The sequence below is a fragment of the Actinoallomurus purpureus genome, from assembly GCF_024055795.1.
In the GTDB taxonomy this organism is placed as follows: domain Bacteria; phylum Actinomycetota; class Actinomycetes; order Streptosporangiales; family Streptosporangiaceae; genus Actinoallomurus; species Actinoallomurus purpureus.
The window spans coordinates 1-20,440 of record NZ_JAMXMY010000038.1 but is presented as its reverse complement, the minus strand read 5'-3'; the positions used below and the strand labels follow the sequence as shown (position 1 = coordinate 20,440).

Below are 20,440 nucleotides of genomic sequence, written 5' to 3'. Positions count from 1 at the left end.
CCGGAGGTTCCCGTCAACCCCTTGATCGACCTGCTCTATTTCTGGCTCATTCCCGTTCTCCTCGCCGTGGCCGGGGTGCCGATGGTCTTCCGGGCGTACGTCCAGCAGCGCAAGCGCCGCGCCATGCGTGCGACCGCGACCGTCACCTGTGCCGAGATCGCCGAGTACGACGAGCCCGTCGTCTGTGAGGTCAAGGGGACGGCCGTGCCCGGGCCCGACGGACCGGTGCACGCACCGTTCTCCGGGCAGCCGTGCGTGTGGCACCGGACGAAGGTGACGGTTCGCTACACGCACACCGAGCACCGCGATGGCACGACCGAGACGACGACGCGGGAGCGGACGCTACACGACGAGACCCACGGGGCTCCCTTCGCCGTGCGCGACGACGCCGGGGAGATCATCATCGTCCACGACGGCGAACCGGTCGACGAGCCCCCGCAGTCCCTGTCGCACTACGAGCAGGCGGGAGGCGACGTCAACCTGTTCGGCCTGCACTTCCGGGTCAACCTGAGCAACGTCAAGGGCCACCGCTACGAGGAGTGGGTCATTCCCCAGAGTCAGTCGCTGTACGTTCTCGGAGCTGCGATGGCGGCGGACGGACGGCTCGTCATGGGCCGGCCCGACGCCGGCCCGTTCATCATCTCGACGCGGTCGGAGGAGGAGTTGTCGGCGAGCCTGCGGGGCGGCCTCTTCCGGGCCTACCTCATCGGAGGCGCGCTGATCGCCGCGAGCCTGATCTGGCTTCTGCTCGAGATGGTCCACGCCGACCCGGGCGGTCACCTGGTGCGCCTGCTCCTTTAGGGCTGAAGGGGGACGGTTGCACGCGCCGATGACATGATCACGGCCGGGGCCGGCGTTCGCTGCTACTCAGGGGTCGCTCGAGGAGTTCGATCTCGATGGCCTGATCTTTGATCAGGCAGATAGCCTGGTCTGGCTCGCGATCGAGATGATCAGCCGGTGAACCATTCGCTTCCCCATCGCGTCTGATCTTCCCGGGTTTTAGGAGGACGGTTGTACGCGCTGATGACACTGATCACGGCCGGGGTCGAGGCGGGTGCCGACGCGATGGCCAAGACGATCGGCAAGGCGCGCAGGCAGCGGGCGATGAACCACGCCGAGCCCCTCACCGACAACGCCCCGGGGGCACCGCGCGAGGTCACCGGGCAGGCGATCAACGGGCCGGTCGGGTCGGTCACGGCACCGCTGTCCGGGCGCCCCTGCGTCTGGTACGCGGTCACCGTGTTCGAGCGGTACTGGGCCTGGCGGCCGGGCCCTCTCGGTCCGACGAAAGTGGTCCGCCATGGCAGGACGGCCGAGCAGATCAGCGGGCCGCTGTACGTCGCCGGTGACACCGCCACCGTGCGGGTCGACGCGCACGGCGCGGAGCTGGAGTTGGGCGAGCCGTCGTTCGCGGAGTTCGCGGACTCACCGCACGGACCGCTGACCGCGCGCCTCGCGGCCCTGCTGGGCGCCCCTCTCCGTCCGCGCCACCGGGAGCGCGCGATCGGCTTCGTGGTCGAGGAACGCGTCATCGCCGCCGGGGATCCGCTGCGCGTCGTCGGCGCGGCTCGTACGGAATTGGGCGATCTCGTCCTGGGCAAAAGCGGCTTGCGGCCACTGATCATCTCGAGGACCGTGCCGGATTCCAGCCCGGAGGACTAGTGTGCCGGATATGGCACGATCACTCGTCATCAAGGTGACGGCGGGCGCTGAGGCACCCGAGCGCTGCAACCAGGCGTTCACGGTGGCCGCCGCCGCCGTGGCCAGCGGCGTCGACGTATCCCTCTGGCTGACCGGCGAATCCTCCTGGTTCGCGCTGCCGGGCCGGGCCAAGGAGTTCGAGCTGCCGCACGCGACCCCGCTGGAGGACCTGCTCGGGATCGTACTGTCGGGCGGCCGGGTCACGGTCTGCACGCAGTGCGCGGCGCGCCGCGACATCACCGACGACGAGGTGCTGCCCGGCGTCCGCATCGCGGGCGCGCCGACCTTCGTCGAAGAGGTCACCGGCGAAGGCGCCCAGGCCCTCGTCTACTGAAAGACCTCGGTCCGTCACCGGACCGCGCGGACGCCGGACAGGTCGCGGGCGGTCACGCTGTTCCGGTCCGCCACGGACGGACCGAACGAGAACTGCGGCCACAGTCCGTTGATCTCCTGTCGGCTGCGCTCGCTCCACTCCCTGGCGAGGTCACCACGGGTCTTGTAGAAGTTCAGCGCGTAGCCGCCGCTGTGCACGCGCAGCAGGTTGAACCCGCCGGGATACTCCTTGACCGCGCCCACCTCCTGCTGCGTCACGTGGCGGCTTCCGGGCAGCACCGTGCGCTTGTTCCGGTGCGTGTGGCCGGCGTGGTGCAGGAACACCCCGGGCGTCCGGTCGTACGCCGCCATGATCGAGACCGTCTGTCCGACCTCCAGCGAAGTGCCGCCGGCCGCCGCCAGCGGATCGTCGAGGGACAGCAGCGGATGGTGCCCGAACACGATCGTCGGCTGTTCCTTCTGCGCCTTCAGCTCGGCCTCGAACCAGGCGAACTGCTCACGGGACAGACCGCCCGCGTCCCCGCCGTTGCCCGGCTTGTCGTACGTGTCCAGCCCGATGACCCGCAGGCCGCCGAGGTCGTGGCTGAAGTACGTCGGCCCGTCGGAGAAGGCGTCGCGGAAGCAGTCATGGCCCTGCCACTCGCCGACCCGGCAGGCGGCGTACGCCGGTCCGTCGTGCGCGCGATCGTGGTTGCCACGGGCGACGAGGTAGTCGCGGCGGTAGGTGCCGAACCCGTCGAGGATCCGCTTGGCCTCGGCGAGGTCGCCGGGCGCCGCCTCCGAGGACACGTCGCCGGCCGCGAGGAGGTAGGTCGCGCCGCGATGCCGCGCGTCCCGCACCAACGCCTCCGACATGATCTCCGGGTACGGCGGCCGCCCGGGAACCTGGGAGATCCCCTTGATCGGCAGCCCGCCCACGAGCCCCGCGACGGTCTCGCCCAGGTGCAGGTCGTTGCAGAGCGCGATGGAGAACAGGAACCGGCCGGGCGGCGGCTGCGGCGTCGTGAACGTGAAGGTGCCGCCCGTCAGCGGTGTCCCGGCGGCCCCGGCCACCGGCGTCGGCGAGGCCGTCCTCCCCCGCGACCGCGCCTGGTAGTAGTACGTCCGGCCGGGCTCCAGGCCGGTCGCCTCGATGTAGTGATAGGGCGTGTGAGCGGGACCGGTCACGGTGCGGGTGAGCCGTCCCGGCCGCGTGCCCAGGAGGATCTCCCCGTCGGCCGGGGCGGGCCGCATCCGTCCGAGCCCGTCGTCGGTGCCGGCCACGCCGGTGTACCAGGTGAAGATCGCGCTGGTCTCGGTGAGGGTGACGAGTTCGAGGTTGACCGGCCGGACGTCGGACGCGGACGCCCGCGTCTCACCGACCACGTGCACGAGGGAGAACCCGGAGACGATCGCGCTCAGGCGCAGCAGCTCGCGACGGCCGGGCCGACAGCAGAACATGGGCCGGACGGTAGGCCGCCACGAAGATCAGGTCCATAGCGGCACAGCGACAACACCAGAGTCAGGCCACACCCGGCCACCACTGGTCGGCGCAATCGGCACGGCCTGAGGCAGGCGGACGACGACCGCGGTCCAGACGAATGCGGGTTTCACGTCAGGGCGACCGGCGTTTTTCAGGCGCGCTGAACGCAGGCGGGCGGAGATCGTCCCCTGGTTCGGAACCCCCAGCGTTTTCCACAGCCTGTGCACAAAGGTTTCCACGGCACAGGAGCCCCGCAACCTTGCGGCGGAGGCTGCGGGGCATTTAAGCGCCCGCTTCAGCGGTGACCTTGTCCGGCGTGGACCGGACAAAGTCACCGCCTCAGAGCTCTTAAAGGCTGCGGCACCCCCACAACCCCGCCTTCTTGCGGTGGGCGGCCGCTTCGGCCGCCGCCAAGACCCCGAAATAGCGGGCGTTGGGGCCGATGACCATGGCCTGGGCGAAGCCCGCCCTGATGAGCTCCGCCGCGAGGAACCGGCCACGCGTCGTCCACAGGTAGGCGAGCCGCCGACCGTAGTGGTCATAGGCCTCACGGTCGCCGGCGAGGCGGAGAACGGACCCCGCCGGAGCCAAGCGGCGCAGAGCGCGGGTCGCGTTCACGCCGAAGCAATCGTGACGCGTCCAGGTCTCGGGCGCGTCCACGCCGATCAGCCTGACCCGGACGGCTCTGCCCCACATCCGCAGAATCAGGGTGTCTCCGTCGACGACACGCACCACCGTGGCGGTCCATGCGTCGGGCGGTGGCCCCGGGCCGGCCGCACCCGGCACCGCGCCACCGTTCGCGCCATCCGGGAGCCGCTTGACGTCCGGGGCCGCGCCGCCCCCCGGAATCCACCCGGCGTCCCGCGCCGGGCCGTCCGCGCCCGGGGACCGGGGAACTGCGGGCCCGCGCCTCAGATGCTCGAGGAGCGGCGTCGCCCCGATCGTACGATCCGCGCCGGTCGCGTGGGCGCCGCAGAGCACCGTCAGCATCGCCGCCCCGGCGAGAGCCCATCTCCGCATGGCCGCAAGTATCCAATGCGACACCGACAGTCATCATCTCCTGGCGCCCCCTCGCAGGGCATACGAAAAGCTCGGTGAAACAAGCTGGCACAGGCGCCCTCGTCCCGATTCGTCGCCCGGCTCCGGCCCTTTCCCCGAGCCTTTCGTGCGCCCGAGCCGGGGAAGGGCGGAGCGCCGTCGGGTCGGGTCAGGAGGCGGGAAAGGGCGGGGGTCCGTCCGGGTCGGCGAAGCCGTCGATGAGGTGTTCGGGCCAGGAGAGCACGTGGGGCAGCCACGCCGCCCGCATCGTCTCGGCGACGTGCCGGAGCCGTTCGTCGGCGTCGACGCCGACCGCGACCACGGCGAGGTCGCGGTCGAACTCGGCGTGGTCGTCGCCGCCGAGGATCGCCGTCCGGGCGATCGGCCGGTTCGCCTCCAGGGCCGTCGAGAGGGAATGGCGGCGCAGCGCCCGTACGCGGTGGCCGAACAGCGGCTCCGCGGGCTGCCGCAGCCCCGGCAGCTCGTAGTCCAGCGGCGGCGCGGGCGCGTACTTGTCCGGGACGCCCTGGCCGGGCGGGAACAGCCGGTCCATCTCGTGGAGCCAGCGCAGCTGCGGGATCACCCAGTCGGCGCCGGGCCGGACGCCCGCCAGACCGGGCTCACCGCCGAGCAGCCGGTCCGCCATGGCCGCGACGGTCGCGGTGAGCTTCTCCGGCGCGTACGCGGTGCGCAGCGCCTCTGAGCGGCGCCCGACGGCACGGTCCAGGACGGTCGCGAGCATGCACTCGCGCAGGCGCGCGGGCCGGGCCGCCCATTCGAGGCGGAGGTCGGCCGGCGCGGCCGGGATCGGACGGTCGGTCACGTGCGCCAGGACCAGGGTGTCCGCCCAGACCCGCAGCCACGCCCATGCCGCCGCCGACGCGAGCAGATCCGCCTCGCGCAGCTCGTACAGCGAACAGGCCCGGCCGTCGCGGCACACGCACCCGCACGCGGCCGACCGGCGGCCCGCGATCGGCGGGACCGGGCCGGGCAGCACGCGCTCGCGGTCCTGCCCGAGCGGGACGCGGATCCGCACCGGGCGGTCCATGCCGTCCGCGAAGGCGGCCGCCACGCCCGGAGGCAGCGACACCACCGTGCGGGACTGGTGGTCGTCGAGGTTCATCGCCGCGCCGACGAGGCTCCGGTCGTCGTGGGCGGGCAGCCGGTGCACGACCTTGAGCGCGGTGTTCTTGATGACGTCGGGGACGAGCTTGGTGGGGATCTGCTCGGCGACGACGATGCCCTCGCCGTACGCACGGATCTCGGCGAGCATCCCGGCGAACAGCTCGACGGCGTGCGCGCCCGCGCTGTTCTCCCCGCGGTTGCGCAGCAGCCGATGTGCCTCCTCGATGACGATGACGTGCCCGAGGCCGGGCGGGGTCCGCCCGCTCCGGGCGCGCAGCCGCAGGTGCTCGACGATACGGATGATCAAGGTCCCCATCAGGAAGGCCTTGTCCTCGTCGTTCGCCACGTCCTCGATGGCCAGGACGATGTTGCGGTTCAGGAGCCCCTCGATGTCGGCGGGGTGACCGCCCTGGAAGAACCGTCCCGCCGAGCCGATGCGCAGCGACCGGAGCCGTACGTCGACGAAGCCCTTCACGTCGGCCATCAGCTCCTTGCCGTAGCCGACGTCGCCGATCACTTCGAGGGCGGCGTTCTGCAGCTGCTCCAGCGTGGGGATGGCGGGTTCGATCGGCGAGCCGGGGCGGCCCCGGCCGGTGACGACGTCCCAGCCGTTCGCCTCGTACACGCGTTGCAGCGCCTGCGACATGATCTGCGGGAAGGGCTCCTCGGCGTCGAACGCCGCCTGGAACAGCGCCCGCACCATGTCGATGTGCGCCTGCACCGGGTATCCGGGCTCGGGCGCGAGCGGGTTCACCGAGAGGGGCACGGCGGCGGGGTCGGACGGGTTGATCACGGTGACGGGCGCGCCGACACGACCCGACATCGCGGCGTACTCCGACTTGGCCGGCTCGATGGCCAGCCACGGGATGCCGCTGCGGGTGAGCTGTTCGAGCAGGTGCCGGACGGTCTGCGACTTGCCCGACCCGGTCGACCCGGTGACGAAGACGTGACGGTTGATCGTCTGCAGCGGCACCGTGAACGTCCCGACCCGGCGGTCCTGGCCGTCGAGGATCGCGCCCAGCGCCACCCCGGGTCCGTCCACCGCCGATTCGCCGCCGACCTCGGAGGTCACGTCGAAGTAGTCGGCGTCGAGCACCCGCAGGCCCGGCACCTCGCGGCGGGGCAGCCCGGCCAGTGCCGCCAGGGCGCCCGCCGTCGCGACGAACGGCGACCGCAGATCCTGGTCCTGCGTGTCCACGTGCACGGCCTCGTGGAAGCGCACGGCGCGCTCACCGGAGCGCAGGCGGTACGGGTGGTGGCTCATCTCCACGGAGCCGACGAGCACGGGCGCGATCTGCTCGACGGCCTGCGCCGACTCGGCCCCCGCCAGGACCCGGACGTTCCAGAGGCCCGCCTCCTGGAAGGCGTCGAGCTCGGCCAGCCGCCGCTCGAGGCGTTCGACGGCGAGCTCGCCATCGCCCCGCCGCCGCATCTGCAGCTCGTACTGCAGGTCGGTGACCTGATCGCGCAGCACCTGCTCGCCGCACTGGTCGGCGATGACGAGCCAGCCGAACGGCCGCTCCATGAGCGTCACCAGCGTCGACTCGAACAGGGTCGGCCCGGTGTCCGCCCGTGAGGAGGCCAGCGGCGGCGCGAGCCGGGCGGGGCAGCGGCTCCACGTCATCGCCGCGGCGTCGTCCAGCCACTCGTCACCGATCGGGACGCCGCGCGCGCCGTGCGGGAACAGCAGCCCCTGCTGCCGGTCGTGCGCGAGGTGCAGGGGCCCGGCGTTGGTGATCAGCTGGAGCGGTGCGCCGCCGCCGCGCGACATCCAGCCGACGACGAACGGCCGCCGGCTCTGCGCCGCGGACAGCACGGCCGGCAGCACGGTCACGAAGTCCCACTCCGCCGAGGCGGCGTGCTCGGGCGACAGGATCGCCTGAATGCGGTACCACGGTCCCTGGAGTTCCCCTGTCGCACCTGCCACAGCGGAAGGATTTCAGGGCTGCGCCCGCCGTGCCAGCGGTCACGCCGCTCAGCGCAGCGGACTCCCCCAGTCGGTCTCGTCGCGGACCCGGCGTTTGAGCAGCTTGCCGCCGGGATTGCGGGGAAGCGGATCGGGGCGTACGGCGATGTACTGCGGGACCTTGTAGTCGGCGAGGTGCTCGCGCAGGTGGGCCAGGACCGCGTCGACGTCGAGTTCGGTGCCCGGCATCGGGACGATCACCGCGCCGACCTTCTCGCCCATCACCTCGTCGGTCACGCCGACCACCGCCGCGTCGAACACGCCGGGCGCCCCGGCCAGGGCGTTCTCCACCTCGACGCTGTAGACGTTCTCCCCACCGCGGTTGATCATGTCCTTCGCCCGGTCGACGATGTGGACGAGACCGTCGGCGTCGATGCGGGCGACGTCGCCCGTGTGCAGCCATCCGTCCACGAAGGTCGCGGCGGTGGCCTCCGGCTTGTTCCAGTAGCCGGCGACGACGTTCGGCCCGCGCACGAGCAGCTCGCCGGTCTCCCGCTCGCCGTCGAGCAGGTCGAGCCGCAGGTCGCACACCGGCACGGCGAACCCGACCGAGTCGGCGTGGTCCGCGGCGTACTCGTGCGGCAGGTACGTCGTCAGGCTGGAGGTCTCGCTGAGCCCGAACCCGTTGCCGACCCGGGCGGCGGGAAAGGCGTCCTTGATCCGGCCGACCAGGTCCGGGGCGATGGGCGCCCCGCCGTACGACAGGTAGCGCACGGAGGAGACGTCGGTCCGTGGGAACGCCGCGTCGTTGACGGCCAGCCAGTAGATCGCCGGGACGCTCGTCAGGACGTCGATGCGCTCTTCCTCGATCGCCGCCAGGAACGGGCCCACCGCGAACGTCGGCATGATGACCGTCGTGCCGCCCTGGTGGCAGGTGAGGAGCAGCTGGCTGTTGCATCCGGTCACGTGGAACAGCGGCACCGACACGAGGTTCCTCGTCGGGTCACCGACCGGGATGCCGATCGCGCGCCGGCAGCTCTCGGAGTTGGACAGGAAGTTCGCGTGGGTCGTGACGGCGCCCTTCGGGAAGCCCGTGGTGCCGCTGGTGTAGAAGATCGCGGCCGGGTCGTCCGGGCGCAGGTCCGGGGCGGCGTACGGGGCGCCCTCCGGCAGGGGACCGTCGGCGATGTACGCGGCGCCGCTGTCGTCGATCACATAGCGCGCCTCCTCCTCGGCGAACCGCGTGTTGACCGGCACGGCGATCGCCCCGGCGAGCTGCGTGCCGAAGAAGGCCAGCACCCAGTCGACGCCGTTGGCGTACCGGATCGCGACGCGGTCGCCGCGCCCCACTCCGGCCGCCCGCAGGCCGCCGGCCACCCGCGCCGCACGGTCCCACAGCTCCCGGTACGTCAGCCGCGGCCCGCCGCCGGTCTCGACGACGGCCTCGCGGTCGGGGTGTGCGTCAACGGTCAGCCGCAGCATGTGGACGACGCTGTCCGGCAGGCCGGTGTACCGGGCGATCCCGTCGGGACCGCGCGCCACTCCCGAGGCGTCGAACATCAGACCCCCCGGGTGAAGTACCGCCGCGGGTTGTCGACGAGCATCTGGTCGAGCTGTGCCTCCGAGACGCCGAGCTCGCGCAGCGCGGGCAGCACCTCGTCGCTGATGTGCTCGAACTGCCAGTTCGGCATCGTGGACCGCACCTGGTCGTGGGCGCCGGCCCAGTAGTCGATGAAGCAGCTCGCGTCGTGGCTGAGCACCATCCGGTCGGCGTAGCCGCGTTCGCACAGGGCGGCGATCGTGCGCACCCGGTCCGCCGTGGCGTTGTAGACGTCGAGCCCGAACCGGTCCATGCCGAGGATCGCGCCGGTGTCGGCGAGCGCCATCAGGTAGTCGAGGTCGTTGCTGTCGCCGGCGTGCCCGATGACCACCTTGGACAGGTCGACGCCCTCCTTCCCGAACAGGTCCACGGCGAGCCGCCCGGCCTGCGTCGCGCTGGAGGTGTGCACGGTGATCGGCGCGCCCGTCTCGCGGTGGGTACGGGCGACGGCACGGGCGATGCGCTCGACGCCGGGCGTCAGCCCCTTCGCCTCGACCACGCATTTGAGGAAGGCCGCCTTGACGCCGGTGCCCGCGATGCCCTCGACGATGTCGCGCGTGAAGTCCTCGACCATCGGCTCGGGCATGTCGACCAGGAGGCCCGGCCCCCGGTGCTCGTACTGGTGCGGGACGTCGTCGAAGCAGTACAGGCCGGTCGCGACGACGATGTTCAGCTCCGGCACCTGCTCGGCGACCCGCTGGATGCGCGGGATGTACCGCCCGAGTCCCCACACCGTCGGATCGACGATCGTGGTGATCCCCTTCGCCGCCGCCGCCCGCAGCTTGGCGACCGCGTCCCGGACGCGCTCCTCCTCGTCCCACCATGCCTCCGCGCCGTAGTTCTGCACGTGCTCGGTGGCGAGGACGAAGACGTGTTCGTGCATCAACGTCCGTCCCAGTTCCGAGACGTCGACGGCGCCGCGAACGGTTTCGACAGCGGGCATGGAGGATCTCCCATCGGACATACCGACCAGTCGGTATCGGTCAACGTAAGGCCGGCACCGGAACGCCGTCAATGGACGGGACGTGGCGTGGAGAGACAGCGCTCGCTCATCGCCGGAGCCTCGTCCGGATCGGCGCCGGGAGCATACCGGTCACCGGCCCCACTGACATCCGGCTGCAGTGGGACCGGTGACCGAGACTGTAGACCGCGCGGGTCAGGGACTCCAGATGCCGAGAACGGTCGCGGCCAGAACGTCGCCGGCGGCCCCCTCGAGCACGGCGCGCAGCGTCCGGCCGAGCGCGCGGAGCCTCCCGTGGTCGGCGCCCTCGTCCGCCGCGAGGATCTCCACGGACGCCTCCTCCGCGGTGCGCCGCCCCTCATCGTTCAGCTCCAGGACGGGCAACGCCCGTGCGGCGGCCTTGGCGAAGCGCTTCAGCTCCGCCACATCGAGGGTGGATCCGCCCGCGACGACGTTGTTGCCGTCCCCGACGACCGCCTGCCCGGAGACCGGCCCGTCGATGTTCATCTCGTAGTGACTCATGGGACCACCTTCAGCGAAGCGCAACTCTGTCGGCCGGAACGGGTTCCTGTGGCGCACACCCGGTAGTCGCCGGGCTGTTCGAGCTCGTGCACCGAGAACGGAGCGACGCGGCCCTCGTCGTCCGTCACCTTGCTGGTGATGAGGCCGCTGGTGTCGCCCGTCCAGGTGAAGCGCACTTCCTCGTTCCGCCAGAAGCCCGACGGGCGCACCGTGTAGCTGTCACCGTGACGAACGGCCGGCGTGGACAACCCGAGCTCGGCGGGCCCGGGCGGGTTCTGCTCCGGTGCCGGGTCGACACGCAGGGACCGGGTGTCCGTATCGCCACGGCGCGGGTCGGTGACCTGGAGCGTGTAGTGCCCGGGATTCTGCAGCCGCGCGGTCGACGTGCCCGCGGTGCCGTCGGAGTTCGCCGTGTCGGGCCCGAAGTCGCCGCTGTCCTTCGTGTCGTCGTTCACCCAGGTGACCACCACCCGGAAGCCCGAGGGAAAGCCGTAGGCCGTCACGCTGAAGGGCTTGCCGGCCTCGACGTGGGATGGCGCGACGAGACGGACGCCCTTGGCCGCCCTGACCAGCAGGTCGGCCTCCGCGCGACGTCCGGAGGTCGAGCCCGACGCCGTGACCGTCCACTTTCCCGCGGACGGGCTGCCCTCCACGCGGTGCTCGGCCCGGCCGGAGGAGTCCGCGGTCTCGTAGCCCGGACCGCCGTTGCCCCACTCACCCGACGACAGCGCGAACAGCACCCGCTCGCCGGGGAGGAAGCCGGTGGCCGTCGCGGTGAACGGCTCGCCGGACGTGACCGTGGTGGCCGACAGCGTGAGATCGGGGGCCGCGATGGTCCTCCGGTGCGTATGGGTGGGGCTGACCGTCGGTGGGGGCGGCGGGGCGACGTTCCCCTGGGGAACGGTCGTGATCGGGCCTCGGGCGGGTCGGTCGTCGCCGGTGTTGATGACGGCGACGCCGATGACGGTCGCGGCCACCGCCGCCGCCACGCCCCCGGCGATCAGCGCGGGGTGTGCGGCGAGCGCGCCCCCGGCCGTCTTCCCGCCCGCGAGTGCCCCGTGTCCGAGGACCGCGGTCGCTCCGACCGCACCGCCGGCGGCCGCGCCGACGAGCAGGCCCAGGGCCCGTTTACGCGCCCGCTCCTCGCCCTCGAAGTACGCGATGTCCTCGGCCGATCCCAGCGCACGTGCGGCCTCCAGCCCCAGGGCCAGCGTGATCCGCCACGACCCCCACCGCAGCGTACGGGCGAAGGCGGGGGCCGTGGCGCGGGCGATCGCGCACGCCGGCTCGTCGGCTCCGCTCCGCACGGCCGCGCCGAGGACCCGGAGGACCACCGGTGCGGCGTCGGCGATCTGACGCGGCCTGGCCACGCGCACCCAGTCGACGAGAGGCGGGGCGAACCCGGCCGCGTCGGCGGGTGCGGCGTCCGGTGCGGGCGTCTCGGGGCCGGCCGCCAGGACGTACCCGTCCCCCTCCGGCTCCGCCAGACGGGCCTGTTGGAGGTCGGCGAAGGCCGTCGCCGGATCGGGGATGCCGGTCAGCGCCCCGAGCAGGCTCTGCGACACGGCCACGCCGGCCAGGGCCCGGAGCGCCGTGAAGGCCGTGCGGGCGGCGGTGTCGAGACCGGCCGCCAGCGCACGCGCCACCGCGTCCGCGTCGGCGACCAGGGTGCCCGCTCCCGAGGCGCGCGTCGCCGCGGCGGCCTGGATCAGCGCGCGGGGGTGACCGCGCGCGGCCGTGCACAGCCGCCGGGCCGCGCCGGCGTCCTCGTCGCTCAGCTCCCGGCCCAGCTCGGCCTCGACCAGTCGCAGGGCGGCGTCCTCGGGCAGGCCCGGCAGCTCCAGCGCGCGCCCGTCGCTCCCCATGGTGCGGTCCGTCGAGGTCACGACCAGGTCGCTGGACGGGGTCGCGTCCAGGAGTGTCTTCAGGTCGGCGGCCGACCCCGCGAAGTCGTCCACCAGGATCAGGGCCTGGATGGACCCCATCAGCCGCCGCAACCGGTTCGCTTCGGGCCGGTAGTCGATGGAGTCGTAGCAGGCGTCGAACAGCTCTTGCACGATGTCCTCGACGTCGAGTCCGGCGGCGGGCAGGAAGACGACGTCGGTCCCCGATGCGGCCCGGTCGGCCATCAGCCTGCGCAGCAGCGCCGACTTGCCCACCCCGCTCGGCCCGTACACCTGGACCGGGACGCCGTCGTCGACTAAGCCGGACAGCCGCGCCAGCTCCGTCTCCCGCCCGAACAGCGGCGCGCCCGGGCGGGGCAGCGCCCGCGCCGCCGGGTGGCGGCGCCTCTGGACCGGCGGTGCCGCGCCATGATGCACGGTGACGGTCGTGCCGTCCCCGTTGATCAGCAGGTTGTGGTCGCCCGCGACGACCTGGCCGCTGACGTTCCCCCCGACGTGCACCCGCCGCGCACTCTGATCGTCCGCCACTCGTGCTCCCCTGCCGTCACCAGCCACCCGCGCTCCCAATGGTTCACGGAAGGCGACCGTCCGGCAGCATTACGCACACATCTGGCCGTAGTCGGCCACCATGCCGGAAGATCGGACACGGCGTCGCCGCCCGAGAGGAGTCCCGTGACCGGTCCAGGCAGACCCGAGTTCCTTCCCCCGGAGGACCCGCTTCCGGCGGCGTCACCGTCGCCGGAACACCCCGTGCGCCCGGAAGCGCCCGTGCGGCCCACGGCGGGTCCTCGCCGGACCTGGATCGTCGCCCTGCTGATCGCCGCCGTCGTCGCCGTGGTCCTGGGCTGGACCGGCGCGCTGCACAAGACCAAGGGCCACGATCGGCCCGTCGCCGCCCCGTCGAGTGCACCGCCGGGTCCCACCGGTCCCGAGTACGCCACGCTGCCGGACCCCTGTACGGCGGCGGGCGACGCGCTGCCGTCCGACGTGCGGTCGGTCAAGCCCCTGCGGGGCGGCGACTCCTGCGGCTGGTCGATCCTGCACTCGGACCGGTCCCGCACGCTGGAGATCGTCTTCGATCGGGAGGACACCGACTCGCTCGGTTCGGGCACCGCCAAGGTGGCCAGGAACTTCGACCGCGACTACGCGTACGCCGCCGACACGAGCGAGAACGGCGGTTACGAGCACGACCCCGAACGCCTCGGCGGTCTGGGCGACGACGCGTTCGCGGCGCAGGCGTTCACCCGGATCCTCGCCGGCCCCACCAAGACGACCGCCCGCAGCTATGACATGGGCGGCGCCAAGGTGGAGGCCCGAACGCGGAACGTCATCATCACCGTCACCTGGCGGGGAGCCGACTATCCGCCGGGCGCACGTGACGAGAAGAACCTGGTCGGCACCCGGTTCGCCTACCCCGCGGCCCGGCGGCAGGCCCTCGCCGTCATGGCGGCCGTGCTCACGAGGTTCCACTGACGGGCGTCCGACGACGGCCTCGGCAGGGTCGGCGGCCGGGCGCAAGACCTCCTACTCGCCCGGGAGCTCGGGTACGGGTTCGCGGATCAGCCCGGGGTGCAGCCGCTCCAGCTCGGCGACGGCGTCCTCGGTGAGCCGGATGTGCAGGGCCTCCGAGACGTCGACCAGCAGATCCTTGGCGCCCTCGCGGTGGAACACGAAGATGACGTCCGCGGCGTAGACGTGGTTGTTGTCCGTCACCTCGATGTTGCGTTCACGGATGTTGACGCTGTCCGCCTCCCGGGCGACGGCCGAGCCGCGTCCGCCACTGCGGGAGAGCAGGGCGACATGGTCCCCAGCCGGGCCTCCGGACCCCCCACCCCGGCCGCTGACCTCCTTGCCGTGGCCGGACACGTCCCGGTGGCCGGTCGCCGTCTGGACGTACTCCCGCCGCTTGAGCAGGGCCTCGGCCTCCTCGCGCAGCCCCACGACGTTCATCCCGACGGTGACCTTCTCCCCCGGTCGAAGGCCCGGAAGGGTGTACTGGTGGTCGAGCAGTTCCTTGACGTGCGCCAGAAGGTTGCGCGGGTTCGTCCTCTCCCACAGCTCCATGCCGCGCGGCCGGCTCAGTTCGTACCCGGACGGCCGATCGGTCTGGCCGGGCACCGGGCCGCGGTGCTCCGGCGGCTGCGCGGCGATCGGCGCGTACTCGTGCACCACCTCGGCGCCGGGGAAGGAGATGCGGCCGACCATTCCCCGCAGCGTCGCGGTGGCCTCGGTGGGCCCCGTACGGTCCGCCCAGCGCGGGTGCTCGCCGACGACCGGATCCCATCCCGGCACGTGCTCGCCCTCGCCCAGGGGAGTCGTGAAATGGTCCGGCACGACCAGCCGTACGCTGCCCGCGGTCGTCGCGGTCGTGGACCACACCGAGCGGTGACCGTCCCAGTGCCGCGCGGCGGCATCGTTCCCGGTCAGCCTCGCGAACGCGCGTGCGGCCCGCCGGATGGCGCCGACGCCCCGCTCCAGGCCGGGCGGCGGGTCCTTCGTCTCGGAGACCTCGATCTCGTAACGGATGCCGTGCGTGAACTCCTGCGAACCCTCCCGGGTCTGGCGCCGGTCGATGTCCTTCTCTCCGACACCGTCGACGCGCCCGCTCTCGGATCGGGAGACCCGCGCGCCGCCCACTTGGCCGCCGAGGCTGCCGTCCTCGCCGCGCCCCGTCAGCCGCGCGAGCGCGCCCGCACCGCGAGCGACCCCCCTCTCGTGCACCGAGTCGGATCCGCTCAGCCCCTGGACTCGGGCCATGTGCTGGACGTCGGGCCGTTCGGCCGTGTGCGCACCGTTCTCCAGCACCGCCCGGACCCGGACGCCGATATGGCGGGTGAAGCCATAGGCCGACTCGACCGGGATCCACTGGACGACGCCCTTGCGCAGGCCCGCCATGTTCGCCGCCAGCGCGGGCTCGCCGAACGCCGCGCGGAGCAGGGATCTGACCGGGCCGCCGTCCCCGGACAGGACCCCGCGGTCCCGCAGAACCCTCTCGACCTCAGGCAGGACGGAACGCCCGTCGAAGCGCTCGACGTGGGCGGACGTGATGGCGACGTCGGGCCGGTACGTCCGCGGCTCGCTCACCGGCTTGGCCACGACGGGCCCGTCGTCGGTGTGAGGAGCGACCTCCGGCGAGGATTCCGCGGCGTGCTCCGGCGACGGTCCCTCCGACGCGTGCCCCGATTCGGCGTGCTCCGGGGACGGGGCCAGGTGATGATCCTTGGCTATCCGGTCCGGCATCATGAAATCGGCGGCACCCTTTATCCGCAGGTGGCCGGTCTGCGGCCGACCGCCGGCCGGCGCGTCGGGCGTGACCGACAGGTGCACGTCCGAGCCGCTGAACCGGTGGGTCAGTCCCCCGCTGCCGTAGGTGCCCCGGATGACGTCGCTGGCGCCGACGTACTCGCTGTGCCCGGTCCGGCGGTCGGCCTCGATCGACAGCCCGGCGTCCACGATGCCCTTCCCGGACATCCCTCCGTGCCCCCCGGACTCTCCCGAGTGCTGCGACACGCTCAGCCGGCCACCGGCCTTCGCCTCGGCCTCCACCCTGAGGTCGATGCCGGTCCCGTCCTTGATCCGGGAGCTGGCCATCCGGTAGTGCTCGATCTCCGTACCGGTCCCGGATGCGACATGCTCGGGCCGGCCGAACTCCATCCTGAGCGTCATGCCGCGGCGGGTGCCGTCGGCCCCCGTGTACTCGACCCTCCAGCCGTCCGGAGACGTCAGCTCGGCGAGATGCGCCTCCAACTGCGACGGCCCCAGAGCATCGAACATCTCAGCCGGAACCTCGGCCAGGTCGGCCGGGGCCTGTCGTCCCGTCAGCTCCGCCTCCACGCGTCCCACCTCGAGCGGCAGGTCGCGGGAGGCGACGAAGCTCGGGAAGACGGCGGTGGTCTTGCCGTCGAAGTCGATCCGGTCGTCCGGGAGGGCGTCCGCGTCCACCCGGTCGACGCGGCCGACGTCCGGCAGATCGTCTGCCGTGATCTTCCACTCGGGGCGGTGCTCCTCCGGCACGACGACCTTCGCGGCGACGTCCTCACCGTCGACCGTCCAGGATCGGTCGGTGACCTCCTTGCGGCCGTCCTGGATGCGCAACCGTACGTGGTGGCGCATCTCCTTGGAGATCTCGGTGACCGGCCCGTCCGTCTCCGTCCGGCGGTACTCCGTGGTGCCGCTGAGGAAGGTCACCGACTTCGAACGGTTCACGCCGGCGTGCGCCGTGGCCTTCGGGAAGTCGACCCCGAAGCTCTTCCCCGCCTTCACCCGCATGTTCCCCGCGAACTCCACGCCGCCGCCTGCGGAAGTGTTACGGCCGACGCTCGTCCCCGATCCGGCGACCTTCCGGTCGTTCACCGTCATGTCGTACGAGTCCACGCCGCGGCGCTCTCCCAGCTCGGCGTGGTGGGAGATCTCGATCCGGCGCCCCCCGACCGTGATGTGGTGCCGGTCGCCGTACAGAACGTCGGCGAGGGACCGTCCTTCGAGGGCGGACCGGCCGAACCGCGCGTCGAGATCCCGCCACAGCTGGCGCCGTACGTCCCGGGGAAGGTCCGGTATGGCCTGGTCGATGGCCGCGTGGACCTCCTCCACGACGCGTTCGGCTCCCGGCAGCCTGGTCAGCTTGCCCAGACCCGCACCGCAGCCGGCGGCGAGATGCGCGGGTTCCGCCGGATGCGGCTCGTGCGGCGCGACCTCCGCCGGACGGACCGGGCCGGCACCCGGCACGGCGACCTCGCGACCGCCGGCCGACTCATCGGGTTCATGCCCGTGCGGCTCGGGCGACTTCTCGGTCTCATACCCGTGCGGCTCGGCCGGCTTGGCGGACTCATGTCCCTGCGGCTCGCCCGGCTTACCGGTCTCGTGCCCGTGCGGCTCGCCCGGCTTACCCGCCTCATGCCCGTGCGACCCGGCCGGTTCGCCGGCGGGCAGTTCACCGGGCGTCGCCTCGGCGGACCGCCCACCGGATACCGAGCGATCGAGCTCCTTTGTCCTGACCGCGCCGAGGAGGTCGCGCTCGAACTGTGGAGCGTCGGACGCCCGTACGGCCCACTCCATCGGAATGTCGGCGTGAAAGCGTCCGAATCCGGCGTCGACCTCCATGCGTACGAGCGCCTGGTATCGGGCGACCTCTGCCTTCCGCACCAACGTGCTCTTCGGCAGTGCCGTGTGGGAGGTCGCGACGAAGTGGGTCTTGCCGTTCTGGTAGGTGAGGCCGATCCGGGCGAAGAACTTCGCAGCGGGATTGTCCATACCGAGCTTCATGCCGGCGAACACGCGCCACTTGGTGCCGAACTGGTGAGAGTCGTTGGTCGACGCGAGCAGGCCCTGGTCGTCGCGCAGCGCCGCCTCGCGGATCGGCGTGTCGCTCTCGGGCAGGTGCTCGAGGCGGAGCACCTGCGACTTGACGGTCAGGTTCGGTGTCGTCAGCTCGCCGTGCACCAGGTCGCGGCCGCGGTTCAGCATGATCTGCTGACCGATGTGGCCGGTGAGCTCGCGGTTGACGATCTCGGCGACCCGGCGCGGCGACATGCCCGCCTGCAGGGCCTGTCGCTGGAACTCCGTCACCAGGCGGTCGGGTTGGACGGCGGTGACGAAGACGTCATGCCTGCGCACCGCGCCCGCCCGCTCGGACGGCACCCGGTGCTGCGGCAGGGGCGCCCTGTCGCCGCCGGTCACGGGTGTTCCCTCGCGATGGAACTGCTCGGGCATCGGCACGGTCAACGAGGTGTCCCGGAGGCGACCGCCGTGGCCCAGCTCGGCACCGTCGACATGGGCGTCGAGGCGTACCTTCCAGTCGAAGAAATCGTGCTTGAGCGCCACCGGCTTGTGGCCCGCCATGACCTCGGTGGCGGCGGTGTGCGCCTCGCCCGACACCTTGCCCGCGCTGACGCCGGGCAGGCCGAGCATCTCCATGGCGTCGGAGTTCTCGACGATCTCGACGTCGCCGCCGGTCACTTCGCGATGCGCGTGCCCGGCCTCCTTGGCGCCGGCTCCGGCGGCGCCGAACGGGACGGTGTAGTCCCGCGGGCCCTTTTGGGGGCCGAGGTACGTGGGCGACTCCAGCCGCGGCTTGAGCCAGACCAGGTGGCCGCGGGATTCGAAGGCGATGCCGTTCTGGAGGAAGTCGGTCCACACGTCACGGTCCGCGGTGGACAGGATCTCGTGGACGCGTTCCTCGATCTCCGCCCGGAGCTTCTCGGGGAGGTAGTCGGGGAGGTCTGCGGCCCATTCACGCACCGCTTCGCGCGTGTCCGCGGGCACTTCGACCCGGTTCACGCCTGTGGCGTCTCCGATGGCACCGTAGTCGGTGTACTTGGGCGGGTGCGGCGACAGCACCTTGGACCGCGCGTCGTCATATGACGCAAGTCGCTTCTGCGCGTCATGGGCGAGCAGCCTGGCAGTTTGGGCGGACACCTCCGCCTCCAGCTTCGAGGCGTGCTCGTGCACGGCGAGGTGTTCCAGAGAGTTCCGCAGCGCCTCGTAGCCGATCTGCGCCTCACGGGCCGTGTCCAGCGCCTTCCGGTAGGACGCGGCGATGTCCGTGTGACGCGCCTGGTCGCGCAACGCCGACTCGTTCTCGGCGAGGGCCTTGGCGCTGCGCTCGGGAGCCCCGATCTCACGCTCACCCGCGGCGTCTTGCGACTCCCTGAGGGCGGCCTCGGCCTTCTCTCCCGCCTCGCGGGCCTGCGCCTCGTGGGCGGCCACGCGTTGTTCGAGGACCTCCGCGTCCCGCCGCAGGGAATCGGCGAGCTCGCGCACCCGGGCGGGCACGTCCGTATGCGGCGTGGCCGTCAACTCGGGGGCGGCGTGTGCCCCGTCGGCGCCCGGCGTTCCGACCGGGTGCGAGGTCTGCTGTTCGTGAGCGGCCGGGGAGGTCGGCGCGACCGCCCGTGATGGTTCGACCTCGAGCGACTCGACCCGTTGGGTGATCCCCCGCGCCACCTCCTCGTACGACTCCGGCTTCAGGAGCGCGCTCGGCTCCGTGGTCCGGCGCTCCTCCGGCCCGGCGTGCTCGGGGCCGCCATCCGGCATCGCGACGGGTGCCGCCTGGGACGGATCTCCCGGCTCTCCCGGCTCCTCCCCTGGCCGCTCGGGTGAGTGGTTCAGCAGTCTGTCGATCTCGGAAGTGGGGCGCTCACCGGCGCTCGTCGGGTCGGCCGGACGCTCGGATGACGGCACGGAGCCGGTCCCGTCGTCCCCAGAACGTGCGGGGGTCTCGGCGACGGGGCGTTCCGAGGAGCGACCGCCGACCGGCCGCTCCGGGCCGGTCGTACCCCGCGCGCTCCCGGCCGGTTCCGTACGAGACGCCGGAGCGGTGCCGGGACCGGTCCCCGGCTCGGCGGCGGGTACGCGACGGCCGGACGAACCCGTCGGCTCGCTCTCTCCCCGGGTGCCCGCGCCCGCACTCGCCGGACGCGGCCGCTCGGAGCCGTCGCCATTCAGGAGCGAGAAGATGTCACCACGGCCGGTGCCCCCCGCCGACGGTTCGGCGGGCCCGGTGCCGCCGGGTACGGGCTCGCCCGGACGCAAGGGGAGGGCGGGCCCGGACCCTGGCCCACCGGGCTCGATCCCTACGACCGGGGCGCCGCCGGGGGCGTGCGCGCCTCCGGTGCCCGCGCCGCCGGACTCGGCCGTGGTGGCGCGTGTGTCGGCGGGCCGGGGCTGGTCGCCGGCAGGCCTCTCACTGGGTTTGGTGCCGTTGCCGTTTTCGTCGGGTTTGGTGGCGGTGGGTCCTTCACCGGGTCGTGTGCTGTTGCCGTTTTCGCCTGGCCTGGTGCCTTGTCCGGGCTCTGGGCCGGTCTCACCGGGCCGGGGGCCGTTGCCGGCCGGGCCTTCGGGGCGGCCGGGGGTGGTGCCGGGCCGGGGGGTGGTCCGGCCGTCGCCGTTC

The 20,440-nt window shown here is 72.4% G+C and carries 12 protein-coding genes; 4 read left to right on the top strand and 8 right to left on the bottom strand.

Features of this window, described 5'->3' with window-relative positions:
* The first annotated feature begins 21 nt into the window (after positions 1-21).
* The 3 genes from NE236_RS41750 (at position 22) to NE236_RS41740 (ending at position 2,035) form a co-directional block, all read left to right on the top strand.
* Positions 22-801, top strand: a complete 780-nt coding sequence (locus NE236_RS41750) for a GIDE domain-containing protein (protein WP_252847862.1) — start codon at positions 22-24, stop codon at positions 799-801.
* 210 nt (positions 802-1,011) lie between these two features.
* Positions 1,012-1,662: a GIDE domain-containing protein gene (locus tag NE236_RS41745; RefSeq protein ID WP_252847861.1), complete on the top strand. Its 651-nt coding sequence runs from the start codon at positions 1,012-1,014 to the stop codon at positions 1,660-1,662.
* Positions 1,663-1,672: 10 nt separating this feature from the next.
* Positions 1,673-2,035, top strand: a complete 363-nt coding sequence (locus NE236_RS41740; protein ID WP_252847860.1) for a DsrE family protein — start codon at positions 1,673-1,675, stop codon at positions 2,033-2,035.
* Between the two features lie 14 nt (positions 2,036-2,049).
* Here NE236_RS41740 and NE236_RS41735 read toward each other — a convergent pair whose 3' ends face one another.
* The 7 genes from NE236_RS41735 to NE236_RS41705 form a co-directional block, all read right to left on the bottom strand.
* On the bottom strand, positions 2,050-3,474 hold the full coding sequence (locus tag NE236_RS41735; protein WP_252847859.1) for a purple acid phosphatase family protein: 1,425 nt from the start codon (positions 3,472-3,474) through the stop codon (positions 2,050-2,052).
* 370 nt (positions 3,475-3,844) lie between these two features.
* Complete coding sequence (locus NE236_RS41730) at positions 3,845-4,516, bottom strand: thermonuclease family protein (protein ID WP_252847858.1); 672 nt, start codon at positions 4,514-4,516, stop codon at positions 3,845-3,847.
* A gap of 187 nt (positions 4,517-4,703) precedes the next feature.
* Positions 4,704-7,586: an ATP-binding protein gene (locus NE236_RS41725; RefSeq protein WP_252847857.1), complete on the bottom strand. Its 2,883-nt coding sequence runs from the start codon at positions 7,584-7,586 to the stop codon at positions 4,704-4,706.
* A 48-nt stretch (positions 7,587-7,634) separates the two neighbouring features.
* Positions 7,635-9,125, bottom strand: coding sequence for a class I adenylate-forming enzyme family protein (locus NE236_RS41720; protein WP_252847856.1), 1,491 nt, complete (start codon positions 9,123-9,125; stop codon positions 7,635-7,637).
* Complete coding sequence (locus NE236_RS41715; RefSeq protein WP_252847855.1) at positions 9,125-10,108, bottom strand: phosphotriesterase family protein; 984 nt, start codon at positions 10,106-10,108, stop codon at positions 9,125-9,127. The genes NE236_RS41720 and NE236_RS41715 overlap by 1 nt, the downstream gene beginning before the upstream one ends.
* Positions 10,109-10,321: 213 nt before the next feature.
* Positions 10,322-10,648, bottom strand: coding sequence for a hypothetical protein (locus NE236_RS41710; RefSeq protein ID WP_252847854.1), 327 nt, complete (start codon positions 10,646-10,648; stop codon positions 10,322-10,324).
* Positions 10,645-13,080 carry an AAA family ATPase gene (locus tag NE236_RS41705; protein ID WP_252847853.1) on the bottom strand — a complete coding sequence of 812 codons (2,436 nt, stop codon included), beginning with the start codon at positions 13,078-13,080 and terminating at the stop codon, positions 10,645-10,647. The genes NE236_RS41710 and NE236_RS41705 overlap by 4 nt, the downstream gene beginning before the upstream one ends.
* Positions 13,081-13,224: 144 nt before the next feature.
* Between NE236_RS41705 and NE236_RS41700 the strand changes: the two genes are divergently transcribed.
* Complete coding sequence (locus tag NE236_RS41700) at positions 13,225-14,025, top strand: hypothetical protein (protein WP_252847852.1); 801 nt, start codon at positions 13,225-13,227, stop codon at positions 14,023-14,025.
* 51 nt (positions 14,026-14,076) lie between these two features.
* On the opposite strand, the gene NE236_RS41695 is transcribed toward NE236_RS41700, so the two are convergent.
* Positions 14,077-19,731 (bottom strand): hypothetical protein, encoded by a 5,655-nt coding sequence (locus NE236_RS41695; protein WP_252847851.1) that lies wholly within the window; start codon positions 19,729-19,731, stop codon positions 14,077-14,079.
* Between the last annotated feature and the right edge of the window lie 709 nt (positions 19,732-20,440).